This is a genomic window from Acinetobacter sp., from assembly GCF_045628685.1.
Taxonomy (GTDB): Bacteria; Pseudomonadota; Gammaproteobacteria; order Pseudomonadales; family Moraxellaceae; genus Acinetobacter.
This window is the reverse complement of record NZ_JAZQPV010000054.1, coordinates 44,300-62,279: the sequence shown is the minus strand read 5'-3', so window position 1 is coordinate 62,279 and position 17,980 is coordinate 44,300. Positions and strand designations below refer to the sequence as shown.

Below are 17,980 nucleotides of genomic sequence, written 5' to 3'. Positions count from 1 at the left end.
AATACCAAACAGTAGGGCTTTATGCCCTACTTTTATTTGCACTAGAATAAATCCAGATAAAAAAGATAAGGATAAAAAATGAAACCCTATATTTCGGTCATTACGCTTGCGGTTAAGGATTTAGAGCAATCCCTAAAATTTTATTGTGAAGGTTTAGGCTTACATAGCCGAGGTATTCTGGGGCAAGACTTTGAGTTTGGCGCAGTCGCTTTTATAGAACTGCAATCAGATTTAAAACTTGCCTTATGGCCACAGCAAAGTATTCAGCATGATACGGGTCTAGAAATCAGCCCTATGTGCCCGACCCAGATAACACTAGGACATAATGTCTATAGCCCACTAGAAGTAGATCAGGTCTTGACACAAGCAGCGCGTGCAGGGGCTGAAATTATCAAGCCTGCACAAGCCACATTTTATGGTGGATACGCAGGCTACTTTCAAGATCCGAATGGACATGTATGGGAAGTGGTATGGAATCCGTGTTGGGAAAATGATTAAGTTGCAATTTCATCTTCACGGCTATGACGGTCGACCACTACACTAATCATCATGTCACCTTGCACATTAACCACAGTACGCACCGTATCCAGCAAACGATCGATCGGTAATAAAATCGCAATCGCTTCGGCCGGCAAACCGACTGATTGCAATACCATAATCATGGTGACCATACCCGCACTTGGAATACCCGGTGCACCGAGTGACGCGATCATTGCAGTCGCGCAAACAATAAGCTGCTGGCCAATTGTTAAATCCAGACCCATCAGGTTGGCAACAAATAATGCCGCGGCAGCTTCATAAAGTGCCGTACCATCCATGTTGAGTTGTGTTCCAAGAGGAATCACAAAACCTGCTGTTGCCGAACGTACACCCAAGTTTTCCTGGGCACACTTCAGGGACAGTGGCATAGTGGCAGAACTGGAACTGGTGGCAAAAGCCGTAATCAGTGCGCTACGCGCCCCTCTAAAAAAGATGATTGGATTCATCTTGCCGAAAACCCACAGTAACAGCGGCAAAACCACAACACCATGGAAAATGGTGGTGCCGGTCACCACAGCAGCAAACTCCACCAGACGACCCAGTACCGAAATATCTTCGGTTGAAATCAGTTTCGCGAGTAAGGCAAAAATACCAATCGGTGCCAGTCGCATCACCCAGATGATCATGAACATCATCATGTCGAAAAACTGCTGGCTGACCTGACGTACGGTTTTAAAGCGCTCACCACCATGTACCAAGGCCACACCAAAAAATAAAGCAAACACTACAACAGCAAGCACATTGCCTTCAGAAAAGGCTTTAAAGGGATTGATTAAGGTATTTTGAATAAAATTGGTCAAAAATGAGGTGGGTGTTAAAGTGTCTGGGGTTTGATGGGTATTCATCGCTTCCTGGAACATGGCGATGTCTACGCCCTTGCCGACATCAAACAGATGCGCACAGCCAATCCCTAAAATTAAAGCCAGAGTGGTTGTGGTCACGCAGCAGGCCAAAGTGATTTTCCAGACCTTGCCTAACTGTCCACCCGATTGCAAATTGGATACACCAACCACAATTGAACTAAAAATTAGCGGAATTAACAGCATCTTTAACAAGCCAATAAAAATACTGCTGGCAATTCCCAAGCCATATAAACTGGCATCAAAAAATGCGCTGTTGGGATAAAGATTCAGAATAAAACCAAAAGCCACACCTAAAATTGCCGCAATTAAAATTTGTGTATTTAAGCTCATCTCTACATGTGTTTATTGTCAAGTCTTGCAGGCACTATGCCATGCCCTACTTTTAGAATCGAGGAATTTTTTGTCACAAGTTCAGCATAAATATGAAAAAACATAATTTTCACTTTGTCTAAATCAGCTAAGACTTGCTAAATAAATGGCATAAAATCTGCTTTTGAATTACTACGCCTCTACAAATAATTAAAAGAGTACCCATATGAAAAAAATAATTCTTATCACCACGCTCATATTCAATATGGGAACAGCTTTTGCTCATTCTGCTCATGGCTGCCATAAAGATGTATCCGAAGATATTCCGCGCTGCCACTAAAATAACCTCATAAAAAAACCGGACCCTATGTCCGGTTTTTTTTAAACAACTATGATTTGTTACTGGGTTTCAATTTCGCGGATACGAATTAAACCTTCTTGAGTAGTACTACATACCAGCTCACCGTTTTGCCACATGCGACCAAAGTTCAGGCCGCGTGAACTTGCACTCACGGTTGCATCCATGTCGTATAGCATCCATTCATCAACACGAAACGGTTTATGGAAATACATGGCATGGTCGATACTGGCACATTGCAAACTTGGCGACAAATAACTTAAACCATGTGGACGAAGCGCCGTGGTCATTAAGGTAAAGTCTGAATAAAATGCGGCAATGGCTTGATGTAAGGATATTTCATCTACATCTGACGAAATTTTATCATGGGTACGTAAATAGTGTGCATAAGAGGGTGCTTCAGGCTGCGGCTGAAATGGGTTGCTGGGTTCGATCGGACGGATATCAATGTAACGATCGCGCATAAAGCTGGCACGCACATTTTCCGGCACAAATTCCACAAACATTTTTTTCAGTTCAGCTTCTGATTTCACCTGCTCTGGAGCCGGATATTCAGGTTCACCAATCTGGTAATTTAACCCTTCTTCTGGATGAGCAAAAGAAATCATCGCGGTAAAAATGGTACGACCATGTTGAATGGCGCGCACTTGGCGACTGACAAAACTTTTCCCATCACGCAAACGGTCAACTTGATACAGAATAGGGGCATTGACATCGCCACCATACAAAAAGTAAGCATGCAATGAATGTGCAGGACGATCGGTAGTATAGGATGCCGCACGCAATGCCTGCCCTAACACCTGACCACCGAAAACGCGTTTTCCAACCAAGTTTCGGCTTATGCCTCGGTAGACATTCTCTTCAATTTTTTCAAGGCTAAGTAATTCAACCAGTTCTTGGGTTAACGCATTCATAAATGACCTATTTTACTGGGGATACCTGAAATGTAGGCGAAAAATTTAAATCGATCAGATAAACTATTGAAGCTATTTTGCCATAAATCCCGACCAAACCCCTAGAGTTAGACTGACTGGCCTGTCAGATTTTTTTGGTACAGATTGGCTAAAAATACGTTTTTTAACGATAAAATTTAACATTGAATATGCATTTTGTCAGAAAATGCCATACTGTTTTAAATTACAATGATGCAAATCAATTTCCCCCTCAGAAAATCTGTGGTTTCGGTCATTAAGTAGGAGTGTATATGTCCAAGAGTGGCTTTGGTCAAATGTATCGTCAGCTTTCAAGTAAGCTGCTTGACCTCGTGGTAACCCCACATGTTCTTGGTGAGGTTCCTGCTGAACCGACAATTACAGAAGAAAATAACTCAACAGAACAAATGGTTAAGCAGAAAATTATCTGTTATGTTCTACAAAATTACTCACGCAGCAATGCACTGATTGTCGATGGTGAAACACGACGTCTCAACCTTCCCCCTGCCTTAGACCCGTTAGTGGTCGGGAACCAGAAAGAAAAAGCATCGGTGCTGTTTTTACAGCATCATAATGAAAATAATTTACTTAATCCTCCGCCACATGCTTTTCCGCCACGTTTACTCCGCTTAATTGATATTTTAGAAAATCATCCTGAAGTAGATATCGAGCTTATTCCCGTGACTGTGCTGTGGGGACGCTCACCCGATAAAGAAGATTCCTGGTTTAAGCTACTGTTTACGGATACATGGGCAACTCCGGGTACAATCAAGCAATTGGTAAATATCGGCTTGCATGGTCGTCAGTCTTATCTGGAATTCCATCAAGGACAATCCTTGCGTGCGCTGATCGACTTTGCCAAAAAGACCCATCCAAACTTGTCCCCTGCGACGTATATCCTCAATACGCTGAATAACTATTTAGATGGTCAGCGCGAAGTTGTGCTCGGTCCCGACCTGTCAGACCGTCGTAATGTCATGCATTCACTGATCAAATCTACAGATGTACAAGAAGCGATTCGCCGTGAAAGTATCCGCAGCAAAGTCAGCATGATTGAATCTGAACGTCGAGCAATTGGGTATTTGAACGAAATCGTCTCTGATTATTCACATTCTGCGGTGCATTTTGCCGATATGGCGCTGACCCGTTTATGGACGCAGCTGTATGACGGCGTAGAAGTGCATAACTTCAGTACGGTGCGCGAACTTGCCAAAGACTACGAGATCATCTACACCCCATGTCACCGCAGCCACATCGACTACTTGTTGCTATCTTATGTGATTTATAAGCGTGGCATGATGGTGCCGTACATTGCTGCGGGCGATAACCTGAATATGCCGTTTGTAGGTCAATTATTACGTGGTGGCGGTGCATTCTTTATTCGTCGTACCTTCCGTGGCAATGGCTTATATACCACGGTATTTAAAGAATACCTGTACAGCATTTTGTCGCGTAACACGCCACTTGAATACTTTATTGAAGGTGGCCGTTCACGTACAGGCCGTTTGCTGCCAGCGAAAACCGGCATGCTTGCGATGACCGTACATAGTCATTTGCGTGGTCGATCAAAACCGATCGTGTTTTTGCCAACGTATATTGGTTATGAACGTCTGATGGAAGGCTCAACCTATGTCGGTGAAATGCAAGGCAAGCCGAAAGAATCTGAGTCGATTATTGGTATTTTAAAAACCTTGCGTAAAATCGAGCGCATTTTCGGTAAAGTGCATGTGAACTTCGGTGAGCCGGTGTTTTTAGATGACATGCTGAAAAAACACGGTGCAGATCAAATCAAGATTGAAAAGAATGACGATCCTGTTCCGCAAGAAGTGTCCGATGCAGTCAACAGTTCAGCACATGCAATTTTAGAAAATATTAACCGTGCTGTAGTGATTAATCCTGTTTCACTGCTTTCCTTGATTCTACTCGCCACACCAAAACATACACTAGATGAAGAGATCTGCATTAAACAACTCGATGCATACCGTAATTTGGTCACCGCCTTACCTTATGATGAACGTACCCAAGTCACACCGCTTTCAGGCAAAGAAATTATTGCCTACGGTCTGAAACTGAAACTGATTAAACGCATCAAGCATGTGTTGGGCGATATTATTGCGATTGAAGACAATCAAGCAGTTTTACTGACTTACTTCCGCAATAACATTCTGCATGCCTTTGTATTGCCGTCTTTAATTTCTGCCCTGGTTGAGCATAACGGTTCAATCCGTCGTGGTGATTTGATCAATGTGATTCGCACGCTGTATCCATTCTTGAAAGCTGAATTGTTCTTGAAATGGCAAGATGATGATCTCAAAGACCAGATATGTGCCTATGTTGAAGCCTTAATTAAGGCAAAATTGATTTCTGAAGATGCAGATGGCAACTTGGTGTCTCCAGCGCCAAACTCAGAAGATCATAATCAACTTGTGGTTCTGGCTGCTCCTGTAATGCAAAGTCTTGAACGTTACTACATGACCTTAGCGCTGATCACTCAGCGCGGTTCAGGCAACATTTCAACCCGTCAGGTGGAAGAACTCAGTCATCTGGTCGGTCAGCGTTTGTCAGTACTTTATGAATTCAATTCACCAGAATTCTTCGATAAAGCCCTATTCCAAAGCTTTATTAAGGTACTGACTCAACAGGGCTATATTCGCAACAATGAAGACAATGCCATTGTGTTTGACGAGAACTTCCAGAATGTGGCGCAGTATGCCAATCTTGTTCTAGATGATGTGACTTTGCAGATGCTTCAACACATTACCACTTTCAGCGATGAAGAGTTAAAAGAAGCTTTGGATGCAGTTGCTGCCCAACAGGCGAAACGTCGTTTGAAACGTAAAAAGAAATAATTTTATTTTAGCCCCTTCTCCCTCTGGGAGAAGGTTGGGATGAGGGTGAGATTAAAATTTAATATTTGATTATTTAAAAATACCTCTCCCTAACCCTCTCCTCAAGGAGAGGGAACTTTTATTATCCCATTTGGGCTAATAGCTTTTTATAATCCCCCAAACAATCTTCATGTTCCAACTTAAACCCCACTTCCTTCATCCGCGTTGCATAAATCCTTTTTCCTGACTGTTCGCCATTTTCTAAAACCAGTTCAGGTAAATTTAGCTGTCTTTGAAACCATTGAATAATTTCATGCAAAGGGATCGGCTGATTATTGCTGACAATATACGAATTTTCTGGATGTTCCACGTGAATCAATTGTGCAAGGAATCGGGCTAGATCATTGATGTGAATACGATTGCTATAGTGTACTTTAGAATAGCTTTGAGTCATTTCAGCAAGTTTGATCATTCGGGCAACTGACGTACCATAAATACCTGTTGGACGAATGATAATGCATTGATTGGGGAAAGCCTGCTGATACAACTGCTCCATCTTTAAGAGTAATTGGCCCTGTTCATCAATAGGTTGAATACATGACTCATCATCAATACGCTCACCCTTATTTTCACCATACACACGAGTAGATGACACCACCACAATCTTTTGAACTGGATGCTGTTTTAACGCTGCTACAATGGGAGCAACAGAATCGACATAAGTCTGTTGATACCCTTCTATAGTGCTTTGTGAAGGTGACAGTAAAACATAAACCCAATCGATGGCTGGAACATGAGCTAAATCCAGTTGATGAACATCCTGAATCAGATGCGTCGCAAATTCATCGGTTTTCAGACTCTGGCTAATTGTGGTAATTTGGTGGCCTTGCTCAAATAACTGTTTAGCAACACGCCAAGATGTTTTACCATAACCAATAAATAATATATGCATTAAACACCTGATTACATAATCTAAGTTGAGGGTAAATGGCTGCCGTCCATCAATTGCAAGGGTTAGGAAATGCCTCTGCTGCTTTACTGGAAAAACTGAATATTTTCACCACAGATGATCTGCTGTTCCATCTGCCGCGTGATTATGAAGATCGTAGCACGATCATCCCCATGAACCAATTGATCGTGGGGCGCAGCTATTTGCTAGAAGGCGTAGTCAAAGGGGTGGATTTCCCACCAGGTAAGCGCAAATCGATGGCGGTGCTCTTAGAGGATGATTTCGGCAAAGTCACCTTGCGTTTTTACCATGTCTATAAGGCCCTGACCGATCGTGCCAAATTGGGCAATCAATTGCGTATCTTTGGTGAAGTCCGTGTCGGTGCACGTGGTTTAGAGCTTTATCATCCTGAAATTCAGCTCATCACTCAACACACACCCTTACCTAAAACTGAACTGACCGCCATTTATCCCGCCACCGAAGGTTTAACCCAAGCCAAACTGCGAGATTATGTTAAACAGGCCCTGAAACAGCACAGTGATGACCTGCCTGAGTTATTGCCAGAAAAATTTACCAATGGTTATGCGCTAAAACAGGCACTGGAATATATTCATGAACCGCCACTGAATGCCAACATGTTGCAACTGGCACAAGGCTCGCATCCTGCCCAGCAACGCTTAATCTTTGAAGAACTGGTCGCGCACCAGATTAGTCTGCTTTCACGCCGTGCTTATATTCAGCAAATTGAAGCCCCTTCTTTTTCACCGAGTAAAAACTTTGCCAAACAGTTATTAACCAGCTTACCCTTTAGCCTGACCGGTGCGCAAAAACGTGTCTCCAAAGAAATTGTGCAGGATTTAAAACAAAACAAACCGATGCTGCGTTTAGTCCAGGGTGATGTCGGTGCAGGTAAAACTTTAGTTGCGGGTGTTGCAGCATGTCATGCCTTGGAAGAAGGATGGCAAGTAGCGCTGATGGCACCGACTGAAATTTTGGCTGAACAGCATTATTTAAATTTTAAAAAATGGTTTGAACCATTAGGACTTAATGTTTCTTGGCTTTCAGGGAAACAAAAAGGTAAAGCACGCGCAGCTGCAGAACAAGGCATCAAAGAAGGCACCGCAAATTTAGTGGTCGGTACCCATGCACTATTTCAGGAAAATGTCGGATTTGCCAAATTGGGTTTGGTGATTATTGATGAACAGCATCGCTTCGGGGTCGATCAACGGCTGGCGCTACGTAATAAAGGGGCCAACAACATGACACCCCATCAATTGGTCATGACTGCTACCCCGATTCCTCGCACACTGGCGATGTCTGCTTATGGCGATCTGGATACCTCAGTGATTGATGAACTTCCTCCGGGTCGTACCCCGATTCAAACTGTCACCATTCCTTTAGACCGCCGTGAAGAAGTGTTAGTCCGGATTGCTACAAACTGTGCTGAAGGCAAGCAAGCTTATTGGGTTTGTACCTTGGTGGAACAATCGGAAACTTTAGATGCTCAAGCTGCAGAAGCCACTTATCAGGAAATTAAAGAACGCTTTCCACATATCAATATTGGTCTGGTACATGGCAAAATGAAAGCCGATGAAAAGCAGTTGGTGATGCAGCAATTTAAAGACAATCAGCTGCAACTCCTCATTGCCACCACCGTAATTGAAGTTGGGGTTGATGTGCCGAATGCCTCAATTATGGTGATTGAAAATGCTGAACGCTTAGGGCTTTCACAATTACATCAGTTGCGTGGACGGGTTGGACGTGGTGCAACCGCCAGTTTCTGTGCCCTGCTTTATAAAAATCCTTTGTCTCAAAATGGCCAGGAACGCTTACGTATTTTGCGTGAAAGTAATGATGGGTTTGTGATTGCAGAAAAAGATCTGGAAATTCGCGGTCCGGGTGAGCTACTTGGCACCAAGCAAACCGGTGATATGGGTTTTCGGGTTGCCAAACTGGAACGAGATGATCATCTGCTGGATCAAGCGCATTATGTGGCACAGCAAATTCTCAAAAACTATCCAGAGAATGCCAAAGCTTTACTCAAACGCTGGCTGCCTGAAGCCCCACGCTATGCTTATGTGTAGAGCATCATTTCAAAAGAATACTTTTAATAACAAAGATAAAAATAAAAAATCTATTCAGATATTTACTATGAGGTAGACAGCATGGATGCTGTCCTGACAAGAGTCGCTATACGCTTTATTGATTTCAAAAATGAGTGATTAAATCCAATAAAAACTCTTGAGCCTTCATACACACTGTGTAAAATTAACGCCAAATAACAAGAAGAATCAAACCATGCTGCAATTTATTTATCCATTAGTTCGCCAAACGATCTATAACATTTTCCCCTGCATACTTTGTGGAGTTGACCGATACCACCACCATTCACTCTGTAAAGATTGCTGGCAACAATTGCCGTGGTCTAAAAGTACAGTCCAGCGTCAGGAAATGGATATTCAGGTGGCTTGTCATTATGACTACCCGATTGATCGCATTATCCAGAAATTCAAATATGAGCAGCAACTGCATTTTCAGAATGTGCTTGCAGGGACATTATTGCAACTTCGCCTACCCAAAATCCAGGCCATCATCCCGATGCCGATATCAACACAACGACTACTAGAACGCGGTTACAATCAGTCTCTGATCCTGGCTAAAATTATGGCCAAACAGCTGAATATTCCCATATGGCAACCTATTACCCGTTTACACCAGCATTCACAAAAAGGCTTAAGCCGGTTAGAGCGCATTGATCAGATTGAACAACAGTTTCAGATCAACACCACATCAAAACTTCGTTATCGCCGTGTACTGATTCTGGATGATGTCGTGACCACAGGCAGCTCCATTTACGCATTAAAACAAAAGCTTGAAGAATTAGATTGTCAGAAAATTTATGCTGCCTGCATTGCGAGTGCGGAGACTTAATAATTTCTCTACTTTAAAAAGATAAGAAATATTTCATAAGCGCTAAGTATAAATTTAACCCCTTATTTAAAACCGACCTAAAAAATGGTGCTTTCTGTTAAAAATTGATTGACCCATGGCATCACAATTTCTGTGGTCAATGGTGCAAGCTTAGTGTTTTGATCATCCAAATCGACCCACTTCATTTCTGCAATTTCTGCATCAATTTTCGGTGCATGATCCAAAGTCACCACATACACATAACTCACCAATAAGTGATCTGGCTCATTGGCCGTTGCCGTTTCAAAACGACCCACAAATTGCTTAATAGTCGCCGCACAACCTATTTCTTCCTGAATTTCACGCAACATGGTGTGTTCAGGGGATTCATTCGGTTCAAGCTTTCCACCCACCTGCATAAAACAGCAGGTATTCTGTTTACGAACCACTAAAAGCTGGTCTTCATCATTTAAAATAATGGCTGCTGCAACGGTAATCACTTTCATGTTTAGTTCACCAATGCTTGCTGATCGGCCATGCCCCATTTCGGTTGTGGGGCTTGAAAAGCATCAAATTGCTGTAAAATTTCTTCGACTGAATCTGAAGCAATAATGCTGTCGGAAAAGCGGGGATGAGTAAAACCTTTTACTGTGGTCAACTGGATAAATTTCAGCAAATCATCATAAAAACCTGCCACATTAAAAAATGCACACGGCTTCAAATGAATGCCCAATTGTGCCCAAGTCCACTGCTCAAAAATCTCTTCCAAAGTTCCAGCACCACCGGGTAAAGCAATAAAAGCATCAGATAGTTCCGACATCTTGGTTTTGCGCTCATGCATATTTGCAACTACATGCAATTCTGTTAAATGGGGATGTGCAAGCTCACGGTCGACCAATGCATTTGGAATCACGCCTATGACTTTACCGCCCGCCTGTAAGGCACTATCGGCAACAATCCCCATCAAACCGGAACGACCACCCCCATATACCAGTGTTTTGCCTTGCTCGGCAATTGTTCGACCTGTTTTCTGTGCAGTATCTAAGAAAATGGTATCCGTCCCCACTGCTGAACCACAAAAAATTGCAATTGATTTCGTCATTTTTTCACCATGTTTTGAAGATATCATCCTAATAAATTAAATATTCAGGAGATTTTTCATAAAAAAGCGATTCAATCAGTGTTTTTATTCAATTCCTTGTCTAAAATACACCCATTGATTAACCTATACTGCCGCAGGGAAAAGACAGCATGCTTGAAGCCTTTTACGCCACAGAGCGCGGTAGTTTGGAAGATGCCACCATTAACGGAGGCTTTGATCTCCATCAAGATTTGGTGTGGATTGATTTAATTGCCCCCTCACAAGAAGAACAACAGTGGGTATTAGATGCTTATAAACAGAACCTACCCACGCTAAAGTCATTAGAAGACATTTCCTCATCAGCACGATTTTACCGTGATGATGACGGTATTTTACATATCAGCACCTACTTTTTAACGAAAAATAAAAACTTTCAGGTCGATGGCGAAACAGATGATGATTCGAGTATTTTAGCCACTGTACAAACCGTTGCTTTTATTCTGCACAAACAACACTTATTTACTTTACGTGGTGAAAAGCTGGTTGCATTCCGTGCCTTTCGTGCCCGCGCCCGTCGTAATGATTATGAAATTGACTATAAAGACCCTACCTGGGTATTACTAGGGCTACTTGAAGCCAAACTGGACGAACTTGCGGATATCTTGGAAGATATCCACAAAGACCTGGAAAAATATTCCACTGAGGTATTAAACAACCGACATCGTGAACAGATGCTCGATCTGGACGACATGATTACCCGCTTGGCGCAACTAGAAGACATGCTTGGAAAAGCGCAATTGTGTTTAATCGACTTACGCCGTGTGTTGACTTTCTTGTCTCGTCCACGTGCGTTGGGCAGTCATATTTATGATGCAGATATTCGAGAGCTGAGTGAGGACGTGCGTTCGCTGGTGGAACATGATGCCTTCTTATTCCAAAAGGTTCGATTCTTGCTCGATACCACATCGGGATTTATTAACACCGAACAGAATGACACGATTCGTCGATTCTCGATCTTGCCAAGTATGCTCGCCCCACCGATGCTGGTTGCCAGTATTTATGGCATGAATACCGATGTATTGCCTTTTGCCAGAGGAACAACCAGCTTCATTATGGTCGGTATTATTTTACTCGCGTTCTTTATTGGACCATTGGTTTATTTCCGCTGGAAAAAATGGATTTGAGCAAGCTTTGAAGCACTGCTTCAAAGCGAAGCGCAAGAAACGCTCCCGATTTGATAAATACCTATTTGCAGACAATAAAAAAGCACCTTTCGGTGCTTTTTTTATATTTCAGTGTTCAGGCAATCAAGTGCAGATCATTTTGTAAATGACAGGCCTGAATAATTTTCATCATCTTTTCAGGCACAGCTTTAAACTGTAACCCTTGTGCTTTCGGAGTCTGGCGTAACCAGCGTACCAATACAGCCAAAGCCAAAGTACTACCCTGCTCCAACTGTGCCAAATTTACCACTAAGGGAAACTGATTTCGAGATTGAATCAGTTTCAAACCCTGCTGGTAATAGCTTTCAGCATTTAGATAATCTATTTTTCCAGAAACCTGCACTTCCTGATTAATGATTTCAATCACTGAACACCTACTCAATTATTTTTTATTAACAGCTGCCTCTGCATCTGGCTGGAAGTTTGCAATTGCTTTATCCAAGCTGCCACCATTACGTTTTACGGTTGCAGCAAACTGATTGCGGAACTGTAAACCTAAATCAATGCCTGAAACATTCATGTTGCGGATTTTCCATTGGTTACCTTTATCTACCAACTGGAAAGATACAGGAATTTTTTCACCTTTGTTACTAAAGTCCATGGTCACAACAGGGTTTTTACTGTTGGTCTCTTTGTATGGACGAAGGCTATATGACTGATTGGAAAACTTCGCAAATGCACTACCGTAATTTTCAATTAAAGTTTCACGGAAGTTACGTTCAAATTGAGCACGCTGAGCCGCAGTACTGTATTGATTGGTCGCATAGGTACCCATCACAATACGGGTAAAGGATTGCGAATCAATATACGGGTCAAGATTTTGACGTACAATGGTTTTTACTGCAGCTGGATTATCTTGCAATTTCGCATGATCTGCTTTTAAGCGTGAAATCAGGCCATCCGCAACTTTTTTAACAAAAGCAGGGGGTGCTTCTGCTGGTGCTGCAAATGCAGTAGATGCCATCATTGCTGATAAAACAGTCGCTGTAAGTGTATATTTAACTAAAGTATTCACTAAAATTTCCTCTCCAAATTATTCAACAAATGATGCTTCTGCATCTGCCGATTCACCTGATGTTTTTGCATCTGCCGCTTTTTCTGATGATTTACCCGCACCACCAGTAATAAACTTACTAATCAAATCTTCAAGGTCCATCGTACCTTGAGTATTGGCAATACTTTCACCACGTTTCACGTAGTTCAAACCACCACCCGGTACTACTTTTAAGTATTTTTCACCCAATAAACCATTGGTGGCGACCATAATATAAGCATCCTCATCAATGCTGGTGATGGAGCTCATGTTATCCACAAGTTGTTTTTCCATTTCTTTTTGTTGGGCCGGTGTCGCTTCAGTATATTCTGTGCTATAGCGCAATTCTTCTAAGGCATTGGTTTTAACTGTTTTAAGCTGTTCTTTATTAAATGAAGTCAGCTTGCCATCCAGTTCAAAATGAACAGTGGCTAAACGTGATACAGGGTCAAGGGTAATATCGGTGACCCGACCAATCGTTACGCCACTCATGGTGACTTTAGCACGCGGCTTTAAACCATTTACATTGTCAAATTGTGCAGTCATGTTATAAGCATCACGTAAATTGGTGCCCGACAATCCACTCACTTTCATGGCTAAGAAAAATAACGCCACACCGAAGATAATGACAAAAATACCTACGGTCAGCTCACTTGTACGTGATTTCATTGAACCCCTCCAAACATGACCGCAGTCAACACAAAATCAAAGCCTAATACACATAATGACGAATAAACCACTGTACGGGTTGTCGATGTTGCAATCCCTTCGGAGGTTGGCTCACAGGCATAACCTTGATATACCGCAATCCAGGTACAAATCAGGGCAAAAACAATACTTTTTATAATACCATTTACCACATCATGCCCAAACTGAACGGAACTTTGCATGCCGCTCCAGTAAGAACCTTCATCAACACCTAAAAAATCTACACCCACCATTTTACCGCCCAAAATACCAATAGCAGCAAAAATCACCGTCAGCATAGGCAAACTGACAATACCTGCCCACAACCGTGGTGAAACAATACGTTTTAGCGGATCTACACCAATCATTTCCATACTGGAAAGCTGTTCGGTGGCTTTCATTAAACCAATTTCAGCAGTCAGTGCTGAACCTGCACGTCCGGCAAATAACAAGGCTGCAACTACAGGTGCAAGTTCACGTAGTAAAGTCAGCGATACCATGGTTCCGAGCATGGCTTCAGAACCTACATTCACCAGAATGGAATAACCTTGCAGCCCCAGCACCAAGCCAATAAATAAACCAGACACACCAATGATCAATAAAGACATGACCCCAATACGGTGCATTTGATAAATAAATAACGTTACGCCCAGTCTGGTCGGCATGGAAAATAAAATTTGCAGCAACATCACTGTTGCCACGCCGATACCCCGTACACGTTCAATAACGCGTCTACCTAATAAGGCAATGGCATTCATGAACGCACCTCATCACTTAAATAAGCTTGATGGCTAAATTGATAATCGACCGGACCTTCTATTGACCCAGTGAGAAATTGACGAACAAAGGGTGAGGCATGTTCTCTGAGTTCAGCAGGCGTGCCTTCTCCCTGAATTTTGCCTTCTGCAACGACATAAATATAATCGGCTATCGACAACGTTTCTGCCACATCATGCGAGACAATAATAGTGGTTAAATCCAGCGCTTCACGTAGTGAGCGAATTAAACGGCTCAAAACACCCATCACAATCGGATCTTGGCCTGCGAATGGCTCATCATACATAATCAGTTCTGGATCAAGGGCAATGGCACGCGCCAATGCGACACGACGGTTCATCCCCCCCGATAGCTCGGACGGCATCAGTTGTTCTGCACCGCGCAAACCTACAGACTCTAATTTCAATGCCACAATTTCAGCGATGAGATGTTCAGGTAACTTTGTATGCGCCCGAAGTGGAAATGCCACATTTTCATAGGTGGTCATATCGGTAAAGAGTGCCCCACTTTGAAAAAGCATGCCCATACGTGCACGTGCAGCAAATAAGTCAGAGCGCGACATCGTGGCAATGTCTTTTCCATCCAGTAGAACTTGTCCTTGGTCTGGAACGAGCTGCCCACCGATCAGACGCAGTAAGGTTGTCTTACCTGTACCTGAAGGCCCCATAATGGCAGTGATTTGCCCCCGACGAATCGTCAGGCTGACATTGTCATAAATGATACGTTCCCCTCGTTTAAAGCTCAGATTTTTAATCTCAATTAAAAACTGAGATTGAGAGGGTATTTGATTATTCATAGCTGAGCGTTTTCCTACATTTTTTCAGCATGCATACTATAAAGGATTAAAGCTTAAAATGTCACTTTTAGATAAAAAGCGATGAATCCAGTGAATTTTCTAATGAATTTAATTGTAATTCTATTTTTTATAAAAAGCAGATATAAAACAGGACGCTACGTTACAGAAAAACATTATAAAGATAGTACGCAATATTACATAACAATAAGGCCAAACCAATATAAGGCATAATCACCTCTTGATTAAAATTCCAAATATAATGAGCAGATTCATTGTTCATATTTAACGATTTTAAAACAAAACATGATTGAGTATACATTTTAATCTTATAAGTTCAAAGATTAATCCATAAAAAAACCGGTGTTTCCACCGGTTTTTTCTATCTAAATCTAACGATTAAATTAGTCGTTAAATTTACGACGTGGACGTTCTTCGCCACCAAAAGCTGGACGCTCACCACGTGGTTTATCATCAAAGCTACGACGTGGACGATCTTCACCACCAAACGTACGCTTAGGACGATCATCGCTGAAAGAACGTTGTGGACGATCACCGAAACCGCCTTCACGACGTGGAGCTGGACGATCACCGTAATCACGACGTGGAGCTGAACGATCGCCTTCACGCGCTGGTTTGTAATCTACACGATTGCCACGGTTGTCATCAGCCGAACGTGGTTTGTCAGCAAACGAACGTTGTGGACGATCACCAAAACCGCCTTCGCGACGTGGAGCTGGACGATCACCGAAATCACGTTTTGGACGATCATCAAAAGAACGTTGTGGACGATCACCAAAACCGCCTTCACGACGTGGAGCTGGACGATCACCAAAATCACGCTTAGGACGATCATCAAAAGAACGTTGTGGACGATCACCGAAACCGCCTTCACGACGTGGAGCTGGACGATCACCAAAATCACGCTTAGGACGATCATCGCCATAAGAAGGACGTTCGCCACGTGGTTTATCATCGAAGCTACGTTGTGGACGATCACCACCACGACCGCCGCCGAAACTACGACCGCCATCACGACCACGACCACCGCCGAAACCGCCACGACCGCCATCACGACCACGACCAGCACCATCACGAGCACCGCGTGCAGGAGGTGGAGATGGCTCAAGACCTTCAATTTCAGACACATTTAAACGTGCATCCAAGAAGTCTTCAAGCGCACGAATTTTACCGCGTTCACGGTAAGTCGCTAAAGTAATCGCGTTACCTGTACGACCGGCACGACCTGTACGGCCAATACGGTGTACATAGTCTTCGTTCTTCATTGGAAGACCGAAGTTAATTACGTGAGAAATTGTTGGTACGTCAAGACCACGAGCAGCAACGTCAGTTGCAACTAAGATCTTTGCACGGCCTTCACGGATACTGCGTAAACGACGGTTACGAACAGTCTGTGGCATAGCACCATGAAGTGCTACAACTGATAGACCTGCTTCAGCCAGTTCTTCAGCCAGCATATCTGTATCTTCTTGAGTGCTTGCAAACACAACTGCCTGATCTACTGATTCATCAGATAACCAGTGAGTAAGCAATTTTTTCTTGTGTTCAAAGCCATCAGTCCAATGCAATGTTTGAGTGATGTCTGTGTTGGTAGAGTGACCAGTTTCGATCGCAATACGCATAGGATCATTCATCATGCGTTCAGCAAGCGTAACAATACGCGGTGCAAAAGTCGCAGAGAACATCAATGTTTGTTTACGGTTAGCTGCCAATTCACCAATTGCTTCTAGGTCTTCAGAGAAGCCCAAGTCAAGCATACGGTCAGCTTCATCGACGATTAATGCATCAACCATGTCAAGTTTAAGTTGACGACGGTTTACAAGATCAAGTAAACGACCTGGAGTCGCAACTACAACTTGTGCACCTTTTAATTGTTGAATTTGTTTACCGAAAGGCATACCACCCATGATCGCAGCAACACGAACACCTTTCATATGACGAACCAATGCAATCGCATCTTGACATACTTGTTGTGCTAATTCACGAGTAGGAGAAATCACTAGGATATTCGGTTGAGTTACCGCTTTCATGCGGTCTTTAAATGAGATAAGCGAATCTTGATTTGCTAAAGCATTTAAAGTAGGTAACAAGAATGCAGCAGTTTTACCAGAACCTGTTTGGCTTGATACTAGAAGGTCTTTACCTTCAAGTGCAGCTGGAATTGCTTGTTCTTGTACAGGAGTTGGCGTAGTAAAGCCTAAACCTTCGATTGCTTGGATTAAAGACGCATCGAGGGAAAAATCAGCAAAAGTTTTGCTCATAGAGAGTGTTCACCCTGAAGTGGGTGCTCCATTAAATAAATTACAATATGGACATCGGCAAAAAGCGGCACAGCAAATAGAGCTGAAAATTTAGGATTCAGCAGCGATCCGAATAACGACGATGTGGATATAACGCACGTATATGATTACGGCCGCAAACCTGAAGGGAATCGCTTAAGCGATTGGGGCGCGAAGGATATGTCCTCTCTATGGACAGAACGCGCATACAATGATTAGAAGATAATGTTCAGGTAAAGAACGGAAAATTAAGTGCGTAGCAGCATAATAACAGAATAATTTTAAAAAGTAATCATTTTTTTCGATTGAATTAAGACATGGTACTGTTTTTTTCAGTAACACTCTATTTTTTAATTTAATTTTGTTTATTTTTTAAGCGTATTTTTCATTCATCATT

General features: G+C 42.7%; 16 protein-coding genes. 5 read left to right on the top strand and 11 right to left on the bottom strand.

Translation table 11 applies throughout. The annotated features are described in order from the left end of the window. The first annotated feature begins 78 nt into the window (after window positions 1-78). Complete coding sequence (locus tag ACKI4H_RS07370) at window positions 79-498, top strand: VOC family protein (RefSeq protein WP_407304823.1); 420 nt, start codon at window positions 79-81, stop codon at window positions 496-498. Here the strand turns inward: ACKI4H_RS07370 and ACKI4H_RS07365 are convergent. Together ACKI4H_RS07365 and ACKI4H_RS07360 are read right to left on the bottom strand one after the other, a co-directional pair. Beyond that, window positions 495-1,733: a dicarboxylate/amino acid:cation symporter gene (locus ACKI4H_RS07365; protein WP_407304821.1), complete on the bottom strand. Its 1,239-nt coding sequence runs from the start codon at window positions 1,731-1,733 to the stop codon at window positions 495-497. The genes ACKI4H_RS07370 and ACKI4H_RS07365 overlap by 4 nt on opposite strands. 378 nt (window positions 1,734-2,111) lie before the next feature. Further along, window positions 2,112-2,984 carry an acyl-CoA thioesterase gene (locus ACKI4H_RS07360; RefSeq protein WP_407304819.1) on the bottom strand — a complete coding sequence of 291 codons (873 nt, stop codon included), beginning with the start codon at window positions 2,982-2,984 and terminating at the stop codon, window positions 2,112-2,114. Window positions 2,985-3,274: 290 nt separating this feature from the next. Between ACKI4H_RS07360 and plsB the strand changes: the two genes are divergently transcribed. Further along, on the top strand, window positions 3,275-5,851 hold the full coding sequence (gene plsB / locus ACKI4H_RS07355) for a glycerol-3-phosphate 1-O-acyltransferase PlsB (protein ID WP_407304817.1): 2,577 nt from the start codon (window positions 3,275-3,277) through the stop codon (window positions 5,849-5,851). Between the two features lie 121 nt (window positions 5,852-5,972). On the opposite strand, the gene ACKI4H_RS07350 is transcribed toward plsB, so the two are convergent. Next, window positions 5,973-6,782: a sugar nucleotide-binding protein gene (locus tag ACKI4H_RS07350; RefSeq protein WP_407304815.1), complete on the bottom strand. Its 810-nt coding sequence runs from the start codon at window positions 6,780-6,782 to the stop codon at window positions 5,973-5,975. A gap of 35 nt (window positions 6,783-6,817) precedes the next feature. On the opposite strand from ACKI4H_RS07350, the gene recG reads away from it, so the two are divergent. Further along, the gene (gene recG / locus ACKI4H_RS07345; protein ID WP_407304813.1) at window positions 6,818-8,863 is read left to right on the top strand and encodes an ATP-dependent DNA helicase RecG; all 2,046 of its coding nucleotides are present in this window, start codon (window positions 6,818-6,820) and stop codon (window positions 8,861-8,863) included. 214 nt (window positions 8,864-9,077) lie between these two features. Continuing rightward, the gene (locus ACKI4H_RS07340; protein WP_407304811.1) at window positions 9,078-9,710 is read left to right on the top strand and encodes a ComF family protein; all 633 of its coding nucleotides are present in this window, start codon (window positions 9,078-9,080) and stop codon (window positions 9,708-9,710) included. 77 nt (window positions 9,711-9,787) lie between these two features. Here ACKI4H_RS07340 and ACKI4H_RS07335 read toward each other — a convergent pair whose 3' ends face one another. Next, window positions 9,788-10,195 carry an NUDIX hydrolase gene (locus ACKI4H_RS07335; RefSeq protein ID WP_407304809.1) on the bottom strand — a complete coding sequence of 136 codons (408 nt, stop codon included), beginning with the start codon at window positions 10,193-10,195 and terminating at the stop codon, window positions 9,788-9,790. A 2-nt stretch (window positions 10,196-10,197) separates the two neighbouring features. Beyond that, a complete protein-coding gene (locus ACKI4H_RS07330) occupies window positions 10,198-10,791 on the bottom strand; it encodes a TIGR00730 family Rossman fold protein (protein ID WP_407304807.1) in 594 nt (197 codons plus the stop codon). Window positions 10,792-10,940: 149 nt separating this feature from the next. Between ACKI4H_RS07330 and ACKI4H_RS07325 the strand changes: the two genes are divergently transcribed. After that, window positions 10,941-11,954, top strand: a complete 1,014-nt coding sequence (locus ACKI4H_RS07325) for a CorA family divalent cation transporter (RefSeq protein ID WP_407304805.1) — start codon at window positions 10,941-10,943, stop codon at window positions 11,952-11,954. A 115-nt stretch (window positions 11,955-12,069) separates the two neighbouring features. Here ACKI4H_RS07325 and ACKI4H_RS07320 read toward each other — a convergent pair whose 3' ends face one another. The 6 genes from ACKI4H_RS07320 to ACKI4H_RS07295 form a co-directional block, all read right to left on the bottom strand. Continuing rightward, window positions 12,070-12,360 (bottom strand): lipid asymmetry maintenance protein MlaB, encoded by a 291-nt coding sequence (locus ACKI4H_RS07320; protein WP_407304803.1) that lies wholly within the window; start codon window positions 12,358-12,360, stop codon window positions 12,070-12,072. A gap of 15 nt (window positions 12,361-12,375) precedes the next feature. Then, a complete protein-coding gene (locus ACKI4H_RS07315) occupies window positions 12,376-13,008 on the bottom strand; it encodes a phospholipid-binding protein MlaC (protein WP_407304801.1) in 633 nt (210 codons plus the stop codon). A gap of 18 nt (window positions 13,009-13,026) precedes the next feature. Next, the gene (locus ACKI4H_RS07310) at window positions 13,027-13,695 is read right to left on the bottom strand and encodes an outer membrane lipid asymmetry maintenance protein MlaD (protein WP_407304799.1); all 669 of its coding nucleotides are present in this window, start codon (window positions 13,693-13,695) and stop codon (window positions 13,027-13,029) included. Next, entirely contained in the window at window positions 13,692-14,471 is a 780-nt protein-coding gene (gene mlaE / locus ACKI4H_RS07305) for a lipid asymmetry maintenance ABC transporter permease subunit MlaE (protein ID WP_407304798.1), read from the bottom strand. The genes ACKI4H_RS07310 and mlaE overlap by 4 nt, the downstream gene beginning before the upstream one ends. Further along, window positions 14,468-15,286, bottom strand: a complete 819-nt coding sequence (locus tag ACKI4H_RS07300) for an ABC transporter ATP-binding protein (RefSeq protein WP_407304797.1) — start codon at window positions 15,284-15,286, stop codon at window positions 14,468-14,470. Before ACKI4H_RS07300 ends, mlaE begins: the two co-directional genes overlap by 4 nt. Window positions 15,287-15,687: 401 nt before the next feature. Beyond that, on the bottom strand, window positions 15,688-17,565 hold the full coding sequence (locus ACKI4H_RS07295; protein ID WP_407304796.1) for a DEAD/DEAH box helicase: 1,878 nt from the start codon (window positions 17,563-17,565) through the stop codon (window positions 15,688-15,690). Window positions 17,566-17,980: the final 415 nt, after the last annotated feature.